16 protein-coding genes are annotated in these 17,532 nt (G+C 63.8%); 13 read left to right on the forward strand and 3 right to left on the reverse strand.

Translation table 11 applies throughout. The features are described from left to right. Nucleotides 1–9: 9 nt before the first annotated feature. From WIN67_RS06890 to WIN67_RS06945, 12 genes are all read left to right on the forward strand, one after another. Nucleotides 10–1,221: a dipeptidase gene (locus WIN67_RS06890; protein WP_339070812.1), complete on the forward strand. Its 1,212-nt coding sequence runs from the start codon at nt 10–12 to the stop codon at nt 1,219–1,221. A 368-nt stretch (nt 1,222–1,589) separates the two neighbouring features. Then, nucleotides 1,590–3,167: a flavin monoamine oxidase family protein gene (locus tag WIN67_RS06895; protein WP_339070813.1), complete on the forward strand. Its 1,578-nt coding sequence runs from the start codon at nt 1,590–1,592 to the stop codon at nt 3,165–3,167. Nucleotides 3,168–3,255: 88 nt separating this feature from the next. Further along, a complete protein-coding gene (locus WIN67_RS06900) occupies nt 3,256–3,753 on the forward strand; it encodes a RidA family protein (RefSeq protein ID WP_273922345.1) in 498 nt (165 codons plus the stop codon). A 25-nt stretch (nt 3,754–3,778) separates the two neighbouring features. Next, a complete protein-coding gene (locus WIN67_RS06905; protein ID WP_273922346.1) occupies nt 3,779–6,247 on the forward strand; it encodes a TonB-dependent receptor plug domain-containing protein in 2,469 nt (822 codons plus the stop codon). A 3-nt stretch (nt 6,248–6,250) separates the two neighbouring features. After that, complete coding sequence (locus tag WIN67_RS06910; protein ID WP_268561205.1) at nt 6,251–7,237, forward strand: aliphatic sulfonate ABC transporter substrate-binding protein; 987 nt, start codon at nt 6,251–6,253, stop codon at nt 7,235–7,237. A gap of 293 nt (nt 7,238–7,530) precedes the next feature. After that, nucleotides 7,531–8,307 (forward strand): 2OG-Fe(II) oxygenase, encoded by a 777-nt coding sequence (locus tag WIN67_RS06915; RefSeq protein ID WP_115581770.1) that lies wholly within the window; start codon nt 7,531–7,533, stop codon nt 8,305–8,307. 4 nt (nt 8,308–8,311) lie between these two features. Further along, nucleotides 8,312–9,061, forward strand: coding sequence for a tRNA-dependent cyclodipeptide synthase (locus WIN67_RS06920; RefSeq protein ID WP_110723695.1), 750 nt, complete (start codon nt 8,312–8,314; stop codon nt 9,059–9,061). A 129-nt stretch (nt 9,062–9,190) separates the two neighbouring features. Further along, complete coding sequence (locus WIN67_RS06925) at nt 9,191–10,618, forward strand: MFS transporter (RefSeq protein WP_339070815.1); 1,428 nt, start codon at nt 9,191–9,193, stop codon at nt 10,616–10,618. 13 nt (nt 10,619–10,631) lie between these two features. Further along, nucleotides 10,632–11,963 carry an LLM class flavin-dependent oxidoreductase gene (locus WIN67_RS06930; RefSeq protein WP_339071689.1) on the forward strand — a complete coding sequence of 444 codons (1,332 nt, stop codon included), beginning with the start codon at nt 10,632–10,634 and terminating at the stop codon, nt 11,961–11,963. Between the two features lie 63 nt (nt 11,964–12,026). Further along, nucleotides 12,027–12,365 carry a YegP family protein gene (locus tag WIN67_RS06935; protein WP_102878679.1) on the forward strand — a complete coding sequence of 113 codons (339 nt, stop codon included), beginning with the start codon at nt 12,027–12,029 and terminating at the stop codon, nt 12,363–12,365. Nucleotides 12,366–12,628: 263 nt separating this feature from the next. Then, a complete protein-coding gene (locus WIN67_RS06940; RefSeq protein WP_110595044.1) occupies nt 12,629–13,273 on the forward strand; it encodes a hypothetical protein in 645 nt (214 codons plus the stop codon). Beyond that, nucleotides 13,273–13,806, forward strand: coding sequence for a hypothetical protein (locus tag WIN67_RS06945; RefSeq protein WP_339070816.1), 534 nt, complete (start codon nt 13,273–13,275; stop codon nt 13,804–13,806). Before WIN67_RS06940 ends, WIN67_RS06945 begins: the two co-directional genes overlap by 1 nt. A gap of 69 nt (nt 13,807–13,875) precedes the next feature. Here WIN67_RS06945 and WIN67_RS06950 read toward each other — a convergent pair whose 3' ends face one another. After that, nucleotides 13,876–14,763, reverse strand: a complete 888-nt coding sequence (locus WIN67_RS06950; RefSeq protein ID WP_170002652.1) for a dihydrodipicolinate synthase family protein — start codon at nt 14,761–14,763, stop codon at nt 13,876–13,878. 31 nt (nt 14,764–14,794) lie between these two features. Beyond that, the gene (locus WIN67_RS06955; protein WP_102878683.1) at nt 14,795–15,577 is read right to left on the reverse strand and encodes an aldolase; all 783 of its coding nucleotides are present in this window, start codon (nt 15,575–15,577) and stop codon (nt 14,795–14,797) included. A 161-nt stretch (nt 15,578–15,738) separates the two neighbouring features. Here WIN67_RS06955 and WIN67_RS06960 point away from each other — a divergent pair, with 161 nt between their 5' ends. Beyond that, on the forward strand, nt 15,739–16,281 hold the full coding sequence (locus WIN67_RS06960; RefSeq protein WP_110651880.1) for a helix-turn-helix domain-containing protein: 543 nt from the start codon (nt 15,739–15,741) through the stop codon (nt 16,279–16,281). 77 nt (nt 16,282–16,358) lie between these two features. On the opposite strand, the gene WIN67_RS06965 is transcribed toward WIN67_RS06960, so the two are convergent. Beyond that, on the reverse strand, nt 16,359–17,378 hold the full coding sequence (locus WIN67_RS06965) for a DUF4917 family protein (protein WP_102861727.1): 1,020 nt from the start codon (nt 17,376–17,378) through the stop codon (nt 16,359–16,361). Between the last annotated feature and the right edge of the window lie 154 nt (nt 17,379–17,532).

The following is a 17,532-nucleotide window of genomic DNA, read 5'->3' on the forward strand; positions in this document are numbered from 1 at the left end:
GGAGGCCCGATGTTTTCTCGAACCTTGCTGTGCCTGGCGCTGGTCAGCCCCTGGGCGCTGGCCGCGAGCCCGGCGCAATCGTTGCACCAGCGCCTGACGGTGCTCGACAGCCACCTCGATACCCCGATGCAACTGGCCCGCCCTGGCTGGGACATCACCCAGCGCCATGACTACCGGGATGATCTGTCCCAGGTCGATCTGCCACGGATGAAAGAGGGCGGCCTGGACGGCGGGTTCTGGGCCATCTTCACCCCCCAGGGCCCGCTCAATGCCGAAGGCCGGACCCTGGCCAGCGAGCATGGCCTGGCGGTGCTCACGCGGATTCGCGACCTGATCGCCGCCCACCCCGAGGACTTTGCCCTGGCCCTGAGCGCCGCCGATGTGCCGGCGATCATCGCCCGTGGCCAGCGCGTGGTGTTTATCAGCATGGAAAACGCCGAGCCCCTGGCAGCCGATCCCGGGCGCTTGCTCACTTACCATCGCCAGGGCCTGCGCATGCTCGGCCTGGTGCACTCGGCCAACAACGATTTCGCCGACTCGGCCACCGCCTTGCCGCAGTGGCACGGCCTGAGCCCGGCGGGACGCGAACTGGTGGCCGAGACCAATCGCCTGGGCATCCTGCTGGATGTGTCCCATGCCTCGGATCAGGTATTCGACCAGGTCCTGGCCCTGTCCAGGGCGCCGATCATTGCCTCGCACTCCAGCAGCCGGGCGATCACCGCCCATCCGCGCAACCTGGATGACCAGCGCCTGCGCCAGCTGGCGGCCAAGGGCGGAGTAGTGCAGGTCAACAGTTTCCCCAGCGACCTGATCGACCGCCCGCCCAACCCCGAACGCGACAAGGCCCTGGGACCGCTGTACCGCGAGTTTCGCCTGGCGGCGAGCCTGAGCCCCGCGCAGGTGGCGGACCTGGCCGAGCGGATTCGTCAGGTCGAGGCGCGTTACCCGCAGCCCAGGGCCAGCCTGGACGACTACATGCGCCACCTGCTGCACATCCTGGACGTGGTGGGGCCGGACCATGTGGGCATTGGTGCCGACTGGGATGGCGGCGGCGGGGTGCAGGGGCTGGAGGATGTGACGCAACTGGCGCGAATCACCGAACGCCTGCTGGCGGCGGGTTACAGCGAAACGGATCTGGCGAAGATCTGGGGTGGGAATCTGCTGCGAGTCCTCAACGCCGCCCAACGGGTAGGAGCCGGCTTGCCGGCGAATGGGCCTTGAGGCTTGAGGGGGGCTGGAGAAGGCTTTCGCTGGCAAGCCAGCACCTACAGAAAAGCTGGGGATACCCCTTGTTGTAGGAGCCGGCTTGCCGGCGAAGGGGCCCTGAGGCTTGCGGGGTGCTGGAGATGGTCTTCGCTGGCAAGCCAGCTCCTACCGGGGGAGGGGGAGTGTCTGGTCTTTTTGGGCTATGCGCAGAGCGCAGAATCTTCTGGCTTGAATATGAAACAAAGTAATATTTGCATATGCTTAAAATGTATTTCTCTTATTAAATGAGCGCCCCTAGGATGGCTTCCCATAGACCCAAGTGACTGCATAAGTCCACGGGCTATAACCGAACGCACTATCCATCCGCAGCAGGGAGCGCTGGCATGCCACTGACCAGAAGACAATTGATCACCCGTATCGCCGCTGTCGGCGGGGTGCAGGCGGCGAGTGCGGTCATGGGCCTGTTCGGCGTGCCGGGCAACGCCGAGGCCTTCGAGGAGAACTATGCGTCGCTGCCCACAGCCGCCGTGGGCAAGGGCGCTTCGGTGGTGGTGATCGGCGCCGGGATCGGTGGCCTGGTCAGCGCCTATGAGCTGAACAAGGCCGGGTTCAAGGTCACGCTGCTGGAAGCCCGGGACCGGGTCGGCGGGCGCAACTGGACGGTGCGCGGTGGCGATCGGGTGGAATACAGCGATGGCAGCGCGCAGGTCGCCGAGTTCGATGACGGTTTCTATCTCAATGCCGGGGCCGGTCGCTTGCCCAGTCACCATCAACTGATGCTCGGCTACTGCCGCGAGCTGGGGGTCGAACTGGAGGTGCTGGTCAACACCAGTCGCAATGCCTTGGTGCGTCCGGACCTGAACCAGCCGGCCCTGCAGATCCGCCAAGCGGTCAATGACAGCCGCGGGCACTTTTCCGAGCTGCTGGCCAAGGCAGTCAATCGTCATGCCCTGGACCAGGAGTTGACGGTGGCCGATCGCAGCAACCTGCTGAGTTTCCTGAAAACCTGGGGCGATCTCTCGGACAAGCTGGAATACCTGGGATCGGCCCGCTCCGGCTACAAGGTCTGGCCCGGCGCCGGTGACCAACTGGCGCAGAAGAACGATCCGCTGCCGTTGCAGACCCTGCTCAACCCGGCGCTGACCACCGCGCTGATGATCGATGAATACCCGGAATTCTCGCCCACCATGTTCCAGCCCGTGGGTGGCATGGACCGCATTCCCCTGGCCTTTGCCCGGCGCCTACAAGGGCAGTTGCGGCTGCACAGCGAGGTGCGCGCCATCACCAACCGGGCCGACGGTGCCGAGGTGGTCTACCTGGATCGCCGCAGCGGCCGCACCCAGAGCCTGAAGGCCGACTACGTGATCAGTTCCTTGCCCCTGCCGCTGTTGGCCAAGGTGCAGAACAACTTCAGCGCACCGGTACGCGAAGCTATTGCTGCGGTGCAGTTCGGCTACGCCAACAAGGTGGCCTGGCAGTCGCGGCGCTTCTGGGAAAGCCAGTATCAGATCTACGGCGGGCTGTCGTTCATCAATCAGGAAGCCTCTGGGCTGTGGTACCCCAGCGGTGGTTTCAACCAGGCCGAGGGGGTGCTGGTGGCGGCCTACAACAACGGTGAAACCGCGCGCAAGTTCGGGGAGAAAACCCTGGCCGAGCAGATCGAGATTTCCCGTCAGGCGGTGGAGCTGCTGCACCCCGGCCACAGCCATGAACTGCGCAAGCCACTGGTGATTGCCTGGGGCAAGATCCCCTACAACTTCGGCCCCTGGATCAGTCATGAAGTGGCCGAGCCGGACTACAGCCTGCTCAACCAGCCCCAGGGGCGGGTCTACCTGACCAGCGACGGCCTGGCCCACAGCGGCGTGGGCATCTGGCAGGAAGCCGCTGCCGGTGCGGCGCGGCGGGTGGTGCGGCAACTTTTTCAACGGGCGCAAGGCTCGTCGCTACAGCAAACGGCCTGAAAAAGCCGAGCACTCATAAAACAGCAGTCACCCATTGCCGGGTAGCGGACCTCCGAGGCTGGCAAACACAACCTTGGAGCGTCTTTGCATGTCTTTGAAAAACACCGTCGTAGGGCTGGGCCTGTTGTGCGCCGCCAGCAGCAGCTGGGCTGCGGGAATCCAGCGCGTGCCGTCCACCTATCCCAATTCACCGATCCTGCAATCGGTGACCTTGCCCGCCAACAGCGAGCTGACCTACCTCTCCGGCCTGTTGCCGGACCCGGTGGACCCCAAGGCGCCCAAGGAGCAGATCCACGCCGCTGGCAACACCGAGAGCCAAGCCCGGGAGGTGCTGCGCAAGGTGCAAACGATCCTCGCCAGCCAGGGTTTGACCCTGGGGGATGTGGTGCAACTGCGGATCTACCTGGTGGGCGACCCGGCCCTGGGCGGCAAGCTGGATTTCGACGGCCTGCAAGTGGCCTTTCGCGAATTCTTCGGCACCGAGAAACAGCCGCTCAAACCTGCCCGGACCACGGTGCAAGTGGCGGGGCTGGTACTGCCCGGCGCCTTGATCGAAGTCGAAACCGTCGCCGCCCGAGCGCGCTGAGGCGCCTGTCAAAGGATCTGAAGTCATGAGTATTTCCTTGCATAAAATCGTTCGCGGCGCCGCGCCCCTGAGCCTTGGCCTGCTGAGCCTGGCAACCCCGGTGGAGCTGCTGGCCGCCGATGAAACCCTGGGCACGGTGGTGGTTACCGGCGTGCGCGGCAGCCAGCAACGTACCGTCACCAACAGCCCGGCGCCGATCGATGTGATCGACAGCGAACAGCTGCGCAGCATCGGCCAGAACGGCCTGAAAGAAATGCTCGGGCGCCTCTTGCCGTCGTTCAACGTGCCCACCATCAACGGCGGTGGCACGGCGTTCCTGGTGCGTGGGGTGAGCATGCGTGGCCTGGGCGGTGATCAAGTGCTGGTGCTGATCAACGGCAAGCGTCGGCACAACTCGGCACTGATCAACAACGGGGCCCGAGTCGGCAACGCCTCGGTGCCGGTGGACCTGGACCTGATTCCCACGGCCGCCATCGAACGCATCGAAGTGCTGCGCGACGGTGCTGCAGCGCAGTACGGCTCCGACGCCATCGCCGGGGTGATCAACATCATCCTCAAGCGCAACGCCGAGGGCCTGACCTCGGACACCACCCTGGGCCAGTACTACGACGGCGACGGCACCACCGGCCACGAAGCCTTCAACTGGGGCAGCAAGCTGGGGGAGAACGGCGGCTTCATCAACCTGTCCTGGGACGCCAAGCTCCAGGAGCCTTACGAGCGCTCCAGCGCGGCCAGCGGCCAGCTGTACTTCAATCAGCCCAATGGCTCGCCGGACCCTCGGGAAAGCAATCGCCAGGGCTGGGGCACTGAATACGGCCTGGGCCGCGACCGCACCACCAGCCTGGCCTACAACGCCGAGCTGCCCCTGGCCGACGACCTCAAGTTGTATTCGTTTTCGACCCTGAGCTACCGCAACAGCAACAAGAACCTGGGCCATCGCAAACCCACCGACATCACCAGCCTGGCGGGAGTACCCAACGCGCCGTATCCCAATGGCGGCCAGGCGCGGCGGGAGATCCGCGAGACCGACTTCCAGGTCGCCGGCGGGGCCAAGGGCCTGCTGGGCGGCTGGGACTGGGACCTGTCCAGCACCTATGGCAAGGATCGCGGGGTACTGGATACCGCCAACAACCTGAACATTTCCAACGGTCCTTACGGCCAGCACGACTTCCACCTGGGCAATCTGGTGTTTGACCAGTGGACCAACAACCTGGACTTCTCCCGGGCCCTGGACATCGGCTGGAGCAGCCCGCTGGAAACCTCCTTCGGCGTGGAATACCGCTGGGAGAAATACGCGCTGGAGGAGGGCGAACCCAACTCCTACAACCAGGGTAGCTACGTCCCGGCCACCGGTCCCTTTGCCGGCGTGGTGCCGGACCCGGGGCTGTTCTCGGTCAATGGCACCACGCCGGAAGACGCTTACAGCCTCAAGCGCCACAGTGAAGCCGCCTATGTGGATTTCGGCCTGAACATCACCCCCAACTGGTACGTCGGCGCGGCGGCGCGCTATGAGAAGTACAACCTCGGGGTGGGCGATACCACCAGCGGCAAGCTGACCACGCGCTACGAGTTCCTCCCCGGCTACGCGGTGCGCGCGGCGGTGAGCAACGGCTTCCGCGCGCCGTCCCTGGCCCAGAGCGTGTTCTCCACCACCAGCACCGTGACCCAGTTCGGCGCCGGCGGCACCACCAGCTCAGTGCGCACCAAACAGATGCGCCCCAACTCGCCGGAAGCCATCGCCCTGGGGGCCAAGGACCTGGAGCCGGAAACCTCGCGCAACTACAGCCTGGGCTTCACCGCCGAGCCTACCGAGCGCCTGCGCCTGACCGCTGACTTCTACCTGATCGATATCGACAAGCGCATCCTCCAGACCGGCATCCTCAAGGGCCCGGCGGTGTCGCAGATCCTGGTGGAGAACGGCCTGTCGCCGAACCTCGCCGGGCAGTACTACACCAACGCCGCGGACACCCGGACCAAGGGCGTCGACCTGGTGGCGGACTACAGCCAATCGTTCGGCGAGTACGGCACGGCCAAGTGGAGCGTCGCCTACAACCACAACAAGACCACCATCCGCGACCTGGCGGACACCCCCGCGGCCCTGTCGCGCCTTGGGGCCGGCTATGTGCTGTTCGACCGCCAGCAGCAGATCGACCTGACTAAATCCACGCCCAAGGACAAGTGGATCCTCTCCACTAACTACAAGGTCGGCGACTGGACCACCAATCTGCAACTGACCCGCTTTGGCGAGTACACCGAAGGCTCGAACATCCCGGCCAACGACCGCACCTACAGCGCCAAGTGGATCACCGACCTGGACGTGGCCTACGACGTGACCCAGAACCTCACCGTGGCGGTGGGGGCCAACAACCTGTTCGACGTGTACCCGGACAAGATCGGCCTCAAGGCCTGGGCGGGGACCTATGAGTACGGGATGTTCTCGCCCTATGGCCTGGGCGGTGGCTATTACTACAGCCGCGTCAGCCTGGCGTTCTGAACGATGATCAAGCAGGCGAACGAGCACCCTGTAGCCGCTGCCGCAGGCTGCGATCGGCTGCGCAGCAGACGGCGGCTGGCGATCCTGGCGCTGCTTCTGTTCGGCAGCCATGCCCTGGCGCAGCCGGCGCTGCGGGTGTCCAGCCAGAAGCAGTCGCTGAAGATCCTGCTGCAAGCCGCCGGTGAGCTGGAGCAGGTGCCGTACCCCATCGAATTCGCCTCTTTCGCCGCCGCCGCGCCCACCGCCGAGGCCCTGGCCGCCGGGGCGGTGGATATCGGCAGCCTGGGGGATGCGCCGTTCGTGTTCGCTGCCGCCGCCGGGGCGCCGATCAAGACCGTGGGGGTGATCAAGCTCAAGGTCACGCCGACGGCAGTGGCGATGCTGGTCAAGGACGACTCGCCGCTACGGGGCGCCGCCGACCTCAAGGGCCAGCGCATCACCACCACGCGCGGCTCCATCGGCCATTTCCTGGCCCTGGCGGCGCTGCGTTCGGTGGGCCTGCACGGCGCGGATGCGCAGTTCATCTTTCTCCAGCCGGCCGAGTCCCGCAGTTTGCTGAGCAACGGTCAGGCCGATGCCTGGTCGACCTGGGACCCCTACACCAGCATGGTGCAGATGGAAGGTGGAACCCGGGTGCTGGTCAGTGGTGAGGGGCTGTTTGCCGGACACATGCTGCTGGTGGCCAATGACCAGGCGATTCGTGAAAAACCACGGCAGATCGCTGATTTCCTCCGGCGCCTGGACCGTGCCTATGCCTGGGCCAACCAGCACCAGCGCGAGTTTTCAAAGATCCAGGCCGGTTACAGCGGCCTGCCGTTGGAGGTGCATGAACGCTCCAATCGCTACTCGCTGCCCCGGCGTATCGCCGTGGGCCCGGCCGTGGTCGAGGACGTGCAGCACACCGCCGATCTGTACCGTGAAGAAGGCATCATCCACCAGTCGTTCGATGCGGCAGCTTACATGGATGCTTCATTCAATGAAGTTGAATGAAGTGATGGCACTTTTATTAATTAAGCTCGGGAGGTGTTGAATAAATAAATAGCAATGATGTGCTTCTTTTAAGTTAACTATCAGCGAATTTAATAATCCTCTGTCGGTACTTGTGAAAGTGCCGGTAATGGCCGCTATTCGCCTGTTTTTCGATACATTTTTAAGTTTGGAGATTAGAGGTAAAGGATATTTCACAAGGCTTTCGCAACTGCCTAAGGTGGCCTTGAAACAAATTATTACCTTCTGCAAAACCACAACTTCGTCGCTACTTCCAGGGAATTAAGGGAGCTTGCATGTTCACAGTCACTACGGCCGACAAACTTGAAGCGCGGCATATCCTCGATGTCGTTGAAAAACGCTCTTATGGCGTCCAACTCAAAGGTTTCTGTCCGCCGGACACCTTGCAGGTGGCGCGGGATCATCTGTACCAGCAGGAGCTGCGCAGCGCTTTCAGCCAGCAGCAGGAGTTCGTCCGCGTCGGCAAGGCCTACATCGAGATTCAGGACGAGCAGAGCCGGGCCGAATACCACGCCCTGGCCCTGCCCAACATCCGCAAGATCCGCAACCTGTTCCGGCCCCTGGCCTCGCCCATCGACGAGCTGCGCCTGTTGCTCGACGAGGTTTGGCCCCAGGGCGCGCACCTGCTGCAGGTGGACGGGCAGAAGTGCTTTGTCGGCATCGCCCGCTTCCAGGGTTCGGGGGTCGATCTCACGCCCCACACCGACAAGCTCGAACGCAACGCGCCGGAGGGCCACAGCCCGCCACTGCTGACCCAACTGTCCACCAACATTTACCTGGAAATCCCCGAGGACGGCGGAGAGCTGGAGATCTGGGGCATCGAGCCGGACGAGGAGGAGTACAACCGCCTCAAGGGCGAGCGGGCCTACGGCATCGAGCGCCACCTGCTGCCGCCGCCGGACTTCGTGGTCAAGCCCGAGCCCGGCGACCTGATCCTGCTCAATCCGCGGCTGATCCACGCGGTACGCCCCTCGGCCAGCAGCACCCGGGTCACCCTCGGGGTCTTTATCGGTTACTACGGCGAACACCAGCCTTTGGCCTACTGGAGCTGAACTCATGAGCAAGGTGCAGGAAATCAATCTCAAGGCCTACTTCAACAAGGGCGGCGAGGAGCACGAATTCGATGGCAAGCGCGTGGTCCTGGCGGTCAGCGTCGGCCAGGAATACCACGAGGACCAGAAGCTGCGGTCCACCATTCACCTGATCAACCAGTCCGGCTTCAGCCACGTCAAGGTGGTGGTGGCCGACACCCTGCAACGCCACAACAAGCACGGCAAATCCCCCGGCGAGGCGCTGTCGGCGTCGATCCGCGACGGCGATGCCTGGCTGGCGCGCAACCAGAGCATCCTCGATGGCCTGCGGGTGCCGTACCACATCACCCGCTGGAACCAGGAACTGGCCAGCGACCGCTATGCCGAACTGCGCCAGCAACTGGACCAGATCTATCAGCAGCGCGAGGAATTGCGCCAGGCCATCGACAGCACCATCGGCGTGTTCACCGAGCGTCTGCGCCTGCGGGATGAACAGGCGGACATCGAACGGGCGGCGGCCCAGTGCCGGGAATACATCCTGGAAGAGATCCCCATCATCCTGCCGCTGTGGGCCGACGAGGGTTACCACTACGTGCTCTATCCGCAGCAGATGACCACGGCCATGGCCACCAGCCGCGAGCTGCTGATCGAGCCCCACAGCCCGGACCGGGTGCGCTGGCTGCCGCTGAAGTTCAAGAAGCGCGGGATTCCGATTCCGTTCACCTTGCCCGGCGCCATCCACCCCAACTGGACCAGCGGCGCCATTGCCATCTGACCCACCGCGATCAATGTAGGAGCTGGCTTGCCAGCGAAAGCGCCCTTGCCGGCGATGCAGGACTCAAGGGCCTGTTCGCCGGCAAGCGGGCGCCTACAGAGCGATTTTTTTGACTGACAAGGAGTTTCCATGAGCGTTTTTGCGCAACAGCAACGCAAGTGGTGGGCATTGCTCGGTGTGAGCATCGCCAGTTTTCTCGGCTGTGTGGATTTCACCATCGTCAACACCGCGCTACCGGCGCTGCAGGCCGATCTCGGGGCCTCGGTGGACAGCCTGCAGTGGGTGATCAACGGCTTCATCCTGACGCTGTCGAGTTTCATGGTGCTGGTGGGGCGCCTGGCCGACCTGCATGGACGCAAGCGGGTGCTGTTCATCGGCTTGAGCCTGTTCGGCCTGGCGTCCTTGGCGGCCGGACTGGCGACGCAGATCGACACCCTGATCGGCGCGCGGGTGATCCAGGGGCTGGCCTGCGCGGTGCTCTACACCGCCTCCGGGGCGATTGTCTCCAGTACCTTCGACAGCGCCGAACAGGGCAAGGCCTTTGGCGTGCTGTTCGGGGTCAACGGCGTGGGGCTGGCTGTCGGGCCGGTGCTGGGCGGGCTGATCACCAGTGGTTTTGGCTGGCAGTGGATCTTCCTGATCAACGTGCCTTTCGTGCTGCTGAGTCTGGGCATCTGCAGTTTCAGTGTGAAGGAATCGCGCTCGGCCGAGGTCGGTGCGCGGCTGGATGGCTGGGGCGCCTTGCTGTTGCTGATCGGCTTGCCGAGCCTGGTGCTGGTGATCGTCCAGGGCGGAGCCTGGGGCTGGGGTTCACGCCTGACCCTGAGCCTGATCGCCTTGGCGCTGCTGGCTCTGGTGGCGTTCCTGGCGGTAGAGAAAAGAGTGGCGGCGCCGATCATCGATCTCAAGCTGTTCGCCAATCGGCGCTTTGTCGCCGGGGTCGCGGCAAGCTTCGGCCTGGCGCTGTTCTACTGCGTGGCGTTTTTCGTCATGCCGCTGTATCTGGCGCAGATCCGTGGCGAGTCGGTGCAGGCCAGCGGCTTGCTGTTACTGCCCACCACCTTGGGGGTGGCGTTGCTGTCGCCGCTGGTGGGACGGCTGGTGGACCGCAAGGGTCCGGCGCTCTTGATCAAGACTGGGTTGCTGCTGTTCGTGCTGTCGGCGCTGTTGCAGGCCGGGTTCGATCGGCAGACGTCGCTGGCTTATCTGCTGGGGGCCTTCGTCATCATGGGCCTGGGTTGGGCCAGCATTCTCGGGCCGTCGACGGTGCTGGGGATTTCCTCGGTGCCCCAGGAAGTGGGCTCGGTGGCCATGGGTTCGCTGATGACCCTGCACAACGTCGGCGGTGGCGTAGGGCTGGCGGTGGGGGTGGGCTTGTTTCACTACTTTTCCGCGACGCCGCTGGACGATGCCCAGGGCGCCTTTCTCAACGGTTATCGCGGGGTGATGCTGTTCTTGGCATTGGCGACGTTGCTGGTCTGGACTGCGGTGAGCCTGTTGCTGCGCGCCGCGCCGCTGCCGGTGGCGGCGGCCGAGGAGGGCGCCAGCCGTGGCTGAGCGCGGCGGGCAGATGGGGCTGGGGGCCTTTCTCTCCGGCTCCGGCGCCCATGGCGGCAGTTGGCGCCATCCCCGGGCGGATGCCGATGCCTCGTTGAATTTCCAGCGCTACCGACACTACGCCCAGACCCTGGAGCGGGGCTGTTTCGACGCGCTGTTTCTCAACGACAACGTGGCCGTGGGGGATCTCGATCCGCGGGTGCTGGCTCGCAGTTCCCACAGCCTGCGCTGGGACCCGCTGACCCTGCTGCCGGCCCTGGCGGTGGTGACCCGGCACATCGGCCTGATCGCCACCGCCAGCACCACCTACAACGAGCCCTACAACCTGGCACGCAAGTTCGCCTCGCTCGATCACTTGAGCGAGGGCCGGGCCGGCTGGAACCTGGTGACGGGGCTGATCGGCGGGGAGAACTTCAATCACCCCGAGCCCCCCAGCCATGCCGAACGTTATGCCCGGGCCGAGGAGTTTTTCGCGGTGGTCAGCGGCCTGTGGGACAGCTGGGCCGATGACGCCTTCCCCCGGGACAAGGCCAGCGGCCAGTGGTTGCAACCGCACAGGATGCACCTGCTGGAGCACCGTGGCCGGCACTTCCAGGTGCAGGGACCGTTGAATGCGCCGCGTCCGCTGCAGGGCTGGCCGGTGATCGCCCAGGCCGGGTCTTCGGGCCCGGGCTGTGAGCTGGCGGCCCGCTGTGCCGAGCTGGTGTTCACCGCCCAGACCGACCTGCAACAGGCCAAGGATTTCTACGTCGGGCTCAAGGAACGACTTCCCCATTACGGTCGCCATGCCGGGCAGTTGAAGATCTTCCCGGGGATTGCACCCACGGTTGGCCGGACCCTCAACGAGGCCGAGGAGAAGTATCAGCAGTTGCAGGAGCTGCAGGACCCGGAGGCCCAGCTCAGGGCGCTGTCCTACTTGCTGGACCTGGGCATCGACCTGTCGACACTGCCCCTGGATGCCCCAGTGCCGCTGTTGGCGGACGCGGCGCCCACCGAGCGCCACAAGAGCCGCCGGCAACTGGTGGTGGAGCTGGTCCGCCGGGAGCGGCCGACCCTGGCGCAGCTGCTGCGCAGCCTGTCCGCCAGCGGACACAAGGTACTGGTGGGGACGCCAGGGCAGATCGTTGATGAACTGGCGACCTGGTACGAGGAGTACGCCGCCGATGGCTTCAATGTGCTGTTTACCCATTTGCCGGGAGCCATCGAGGATTTCGTGCAATTGATCACCCCGCAGCTGCAACGCCGGGGCCTGTTTCGCCAGCGCTACACGGGACACACCCTGCGCGAACACCTGGGGCTTGCGCGAGTGGAAAACCGATTTTTCAGTCATCGGGGCAATGGCTGAATCGCGCAAAGAGTCTTTACTTTCAAGGCGCAACGCCCATCAATCAACGCAAGGAACAACAGCATGTCCGGATGGTATGAGTTGAAGAAAAGCAGCAACGGTCAATTTCGTTTCGTGCTCAAGGCGGCCAACGCCGAGACCATTCTCACCAGCGAGCAATACACCACTCGCGCGGCCGCGGAGAACGGCATTGCCTCGGTGCAGGCCAACAGTCCCCTGGAGGAGCGCTACGAGCGCAAGAGCACCAAGGACGGCCAGCCCTATTTCACGCTGAAGGCGGCCAATCACCAGATCATCGGCAGCAGTGAAGCCTATTCATCGGAAGCGGCCCGGGACAAGGGCATCGCCAGCGTCAAGGCCAACGGTCCGAGCCACAACATCAAGGACCTGACAGCCGTTTGAACCCGGTTCGGTAATGCCTGAGGCCGCTCGGCCTGATCAGGGGCAAGGCCGCACGGCTGCGCCGCCATTTGCCCAGCTGAAGCTTGTCGCCCGTGATGGCGGCAAGCTTTGGTTCGAGCCCCTGGCGGACGCCAGCCGTTTGGCGACTGAATTATGGCGAAATGATATTACTTGCTTTATCCTCCGCGCCCGTCACCGGGCGCTCGGCATGCCAGGCACCTTGGGTGACGTTATCGATCATTGTCCAAGGGATCTGCGACCTCATGATTCGCCCTCTCGTATTACTCGCTGCGCTGCTGGCGCTGAGCGGTTGCTACAGCCTGCCTTCCACGAAAATCGCCGAGAGCATGCGCCCCGATTCGCAGTCGGGGGTGGCCTATGTGGTGGGCGTGGTGGGCATTTGGCCGAAGGCGGTGCACACCGCCAACGAACAGATGCTGCTGATTCGCCCACGAGGTGGTGAGGGATTCGCCTCGGCACGCTTGTACAACCAGATCTACGGCCGCACGCCACGGGATGTGCGCGAGACCTGGCACGGCATCGGCAGCCTGTTCGTGATGCCGCTCAAACCCGGGCGCTACGAGATCTACAACCTGCACTTCGACCGCGGTAACGCCACCGCCTGGAGCCGCGAAGACTTCTCCATCCCCTTGGAACTGGAAGCCGGCAAGGCCTATTACGTCGGTGATTTCCGCGCCGGCTGCCTGTCGGCGGCAGGGGCCAAGTGCGTGTTTCTGCACAGTGACCACCTGGAGCGCGACGCCGCCCTGGTACGCGCCAAGTACCCGCAGGTGCCGAGCCTGCAGCGGGTCGATCTAGAGAAGATGGAAGACGTCACGTCGTTGATCGTCAAGGAGCAGGGGCCCAAGGCGTCGATGCTCAAAGCCATGCTGTCGGGGGATCTGTAATGAGCGGTCGGTTGTGGTTGTTGCTGGTGCTGATGCTGGGACTTGGCGGTTGCCAGACCAGCCATAGTCTCAAGCCGGCCGAGGTGGATTATCAGCAGCGGTTGCCGGCGATCAGCGTCAGTGTGATGGGAGCCATCCCCGCCGGCCTGATCCGTGACAACCTGCGTCGTCGCGGCACCTTCGAGCAGGTGCAGTCGGGGTTCAGCGTCGATGGCTACAACGTGATCGTAATGGCCAACAGTGATTACTTTGGCTGGCAGAACATTCCCATGGGGCTGCTCAGTGCGATGACCTTGTTTATCGTGCCGGGCCGGGCCACCTGGGACAGCCAGGTGATGTTCCATGTCAGCCGTGGTGACCAGCCGCTGGCCAAGTATCGGGTCAGCAATCAGACCCGCTCCTGGCGCGGCTGGGCCAATCCCGATGGTGGCCAATACCAGCATGTGCAGCGCATCACCGACGACTTCATCGCGCAGATGTTGCAGGACCCGCAGTTCAAGGCCCAGGCCCCAGTGGTGCAGAACAGTCACTGAGCCACGCGTGAACGCGGCCCATGCCAAAGCCCGGACGGTGTCAGCCGCCCGGGCTTTTTTGTCAGGGCTTCAACCCAGGGTCTGCAGCAGCGCCTGCAACTGTTGGCGTGCGCCCTCGTTCAGGGCAAACACCGGCCGGCGCGGCTCGCCGGCGTTCAGTCCGGCCAGTTCCAGCCCGGCCTTGACCGTGGCCGGCAAGCCACCCTTGAGGATGAAATCCAGAAGCGGCAGCTGGCGGTAGAACAGCTCCCGGGCTCGTTGCAGGTCATGCTCCAGCACGGCCTGGTACAGATCGAGATTGAGCTGGGGGATCAGGTTCGCCGCCGCCGTGCACCAGCCGCGGGCACCGGCAGCGAAGGCTTCCAGGGCCAGGGGGTTGCAGCCGTTGTAGAACGGCACCTGGCCTTCACCCAGCAGGTGCAGCTTGTGCATGCGCTGGATGTCGCCGGTGCTTTCCTTGACCAGGGTGACGTTCTCCACGGTGTGGAAAATCTTCAGGATCAGCTCCACCGACATGTCGGTGCCGCTGGTGGCCGGGTTGTTGTAGAGCATGATCGGCACGCCGATGCTGGCGCCGATGGCCTGGTAGTGGGTGAGGATCTCGGCTTCGCTGAGTTTCCAGTAGGAGGTGGGCAGCACCATCACCACGTCGGCGCCCTGGGCTTCGGCAAAGCGCGCGCGGCGGATGGCTTTGGCGGTGGTCAGGTCGGAGACGCTGACGATGGTCGGCACGCGCTTGGCGACGTGGCGGATGCTGAACTCGGCGACCTGGTCCCATTCCGCATCGCTGAGGTAGGCGCCTTCGCCGGTGCTGCCCAGGGGCGCGATGGCGTGGACACCGGCGTCGATCATGCGGTCGATGGAACGCCCGAGGGCGTCCAGGTCCAGGCCTTCGCCATGGGCGCCGAAAGGGGTAACGGTGTAGCCGATGATGCCGTGGATATCGGGTGTGGACATGGTGCAACTCCTAGCAAGGCATAAGGGGGAATCAGTTCAGGCAGTCGGCGTGTTTTTTCAGGTTCTGCCGCGCGTAGTAGTTGAAGGCGGCGCCGTGGCGCTTGGGCTTGGAAATCCAATCGTGGGCTTCACGACCCAGCTCCGGGAGGATCGGCTTGATGGTGCCGGCCGCCATGGCCAGCAGTTGCAGCTTGGCTGCGCGCTCGATCAGTTGGGCGATGACGCAGGCTTCCTCGATGCTGGCCCCGGTGGACAGCTGACCGTGGTGGGAAAGCAGGATCGCGCGTTTGTCGCCCAGGGCCGCGGAGATGATTTCGCCTTCTTCGTTGCCCACCGGCACCCCGGGCCAGGCTTCGAGAAAGGCACAGTCCTCGTACAGCGGGCAGAGGTCCATGTGCGATACCTCCAGCGGCACTTCCAGCATCGACAGCGCGGCTACGTGGGTCGGGTGGGTGTGGATGATGCAGTTCACGTCCGGCCGGGCGCGGTACACCCAGCTGTGGAAGCGGTTGGCCGGGTTGGGCATGCCGTGGCCTTCCAGGACTTCCAGGTCTTCGTTGACCAGCAGCAGGTTGCTGGCGCTGATTTCATCGAAACCCAGGCCCAGTTGCTGGGTGTAGTAGGTGCCTGGCTGCGGACCGCGGGCGGTGATCTGCCCGGCGAGGCCCGAGTCGTGACCGTTCTCGAACAGAATGCGACAGGTCAGGGCCAGCTTTTGCCGGTCGGTCCACGTATTATCCGCCAGGGTGTTTTGCATCTGGGTCAGGGCTTGCTTGATCAGTTGGTCCTTGGGCAGTGCTAATGTCTTGGCCATATCGGGGTCCTTGGTGAGGCTGCAATGGACGTCGGGTCTGCACTTCACCTGTTACTTGCAAGGTCGTTGGGTGAGCGCTTATGACACTAAAGATGCTATATGACACTTTGTGTCATTGGCAAGCGCCAATCGTTGTTTTCTAGATGGATTAATCGCTCCACATGTCTATCCGTTTGAAATTACTGAGAAAAAAACTTGGCGTGACCCTGGAGGCCCTGGCCGAAAAATCCGGGATGACCAAGAGCTACCTGTCGAAAGTCGAGCGCGGGTTGAACACCCCGTCGATCGCCGCCGCCTTGAAGCTGGCCAAGGCGCTGAACGTCAAGGTCGAGGAACTGTTCGCCGAGGACAGCATCAGCCTGGACAGCTACAGCCTGGTGCGCAGCGATGAGCGCCAGTCACTGGCGGCCAACGACCAGACGCCGGGATATGCGGTGCTGGCCCATCAGGTCAGCGAGCGCAACCTGCTGCCGTTCATCATCTACCCGGCCAAAGAGTTCAGTGACAAGACCTTCAAGGAACACCTGGGGGAGGAGTTCCTGTTTGTCCATGAAGGCCAGGTGGAAGTGGACTTCATGACCGAGCGGGTGATTCTCAACCGTGGCGACGCGCTGCACTTCAATGCCCAGAAGCCCCATCGCATCCGCTCCCTGGGCGACGAGCAGGCGCAGCTGCTAGTGGTGGTACACAGCAACGAAGAATGAGCCCTGTAGCCGCTGCCGCAGGCTGCGAACGGGCCGCAGGCCCGCAACGATCCCAAGGACGCCCAAGCCCGGCGCAATCAGCGTTCCACGGGCACCGACAGGGCCGGGTTGCCCAGGGCGTGGGTCTTGGAATCGAAGAAGCGCAGGTTCAACTCCAACCCTTCGAACAGCTTGGCGTAGTGGCGCTTCTGGTGCTGGATGAACGCCGCGCTGCGCGGGTAGATGGAGATCGCCAGGGTCGTGACGGCCGACTGGCGGATCGCCTGCACCAGGTGCTGGTCCTGGGGCCCCAGGTTGTGGCCGAAGATGCACAGGGCGCCGCTGTGGTCTAGCAGTTGCTGGTAGCAGAACGACAGGTAGTCCGAGCTGCGGATGGTCTTGAGCTTGTCCGCCAGGGGCCCTTCGCTGACGAACAGCGGCACGTCATCCAGGGTCTTGAGGGTGTTGTTGATGGCGAAGCTGCCCAGCAGGGTGCCTTCGGTGGAACTCAGCTTGCGCGCGCTGCCGTCCAGGTTGCGCACCAGGTGCAGGCCGCCGTGGAGGTAGAGCAAGCGAGTAGCGGCGCTGGAGGTGGTGCCCAGTGCGAAGGCCGGATCGGCGCCGTGAAACAGGTCATCGATGCCTTGGTTGTCGTGCTGCACCGCCCAGTAGTTGAGCAGGTCGTAGTTGCTGGTGAACACCGTGGGATAGCGTCGCAGTTCCTGGTTGATCGCCGCCAGGCTTTGCGGCTGTACCAGGCGCCAGGGGATGTGCACCGCATGCACGGTGTTGATCAGGGCTTCCTTGATGGCGTAGTAGCGGTTGCGCGGCGCCGCCGAGCTGACCGCCAGGGCCTTGTTGACCCGGCTGGTGGTTTTCAACGCGCCCAGTACCTGTTCGAAGCTGCGGGTCTGCAGGGCTTCGAAGACGCTGAGCTCGGACTGGCTCAGGGGCTTTTCTTCCACTGTGCGAGCGTTTTCGAACAGCGAGTCGTAGGCAAAGTCTTCCCAGACGGCACGGCTGGCACCGTTGCCGATCAGCAGGCCATTGAACGGTGTGCTCGTGCCCAGGGCGTTCCAGTCTTCAAGTTCGGCGTCAAATTCCTGGAAATCCGTCATCGCGGTCATTGGTCTCAAGGCAGAAGGTCATCAGGGCGCCGACTTTATCACGACCGACCCTTGAGCCAGATCAAGATCGCCCGTGACCGATGAGTCGATCCTGTCGGGCAGACATGAATCGACACCCCGCATTGGGCATTCGCCTGGAGACTTC

The organism is Pseudomonas idahonensis (assembly GCF_037903935.1).
GTDB classification, from domain to species: Bacteria; Pseudomonadota; Gammaproteobacteria; order Pseudomonadales; family Pseudomonadaceae; genus Aquipseudomonas; species Aquipseudomonas danubii.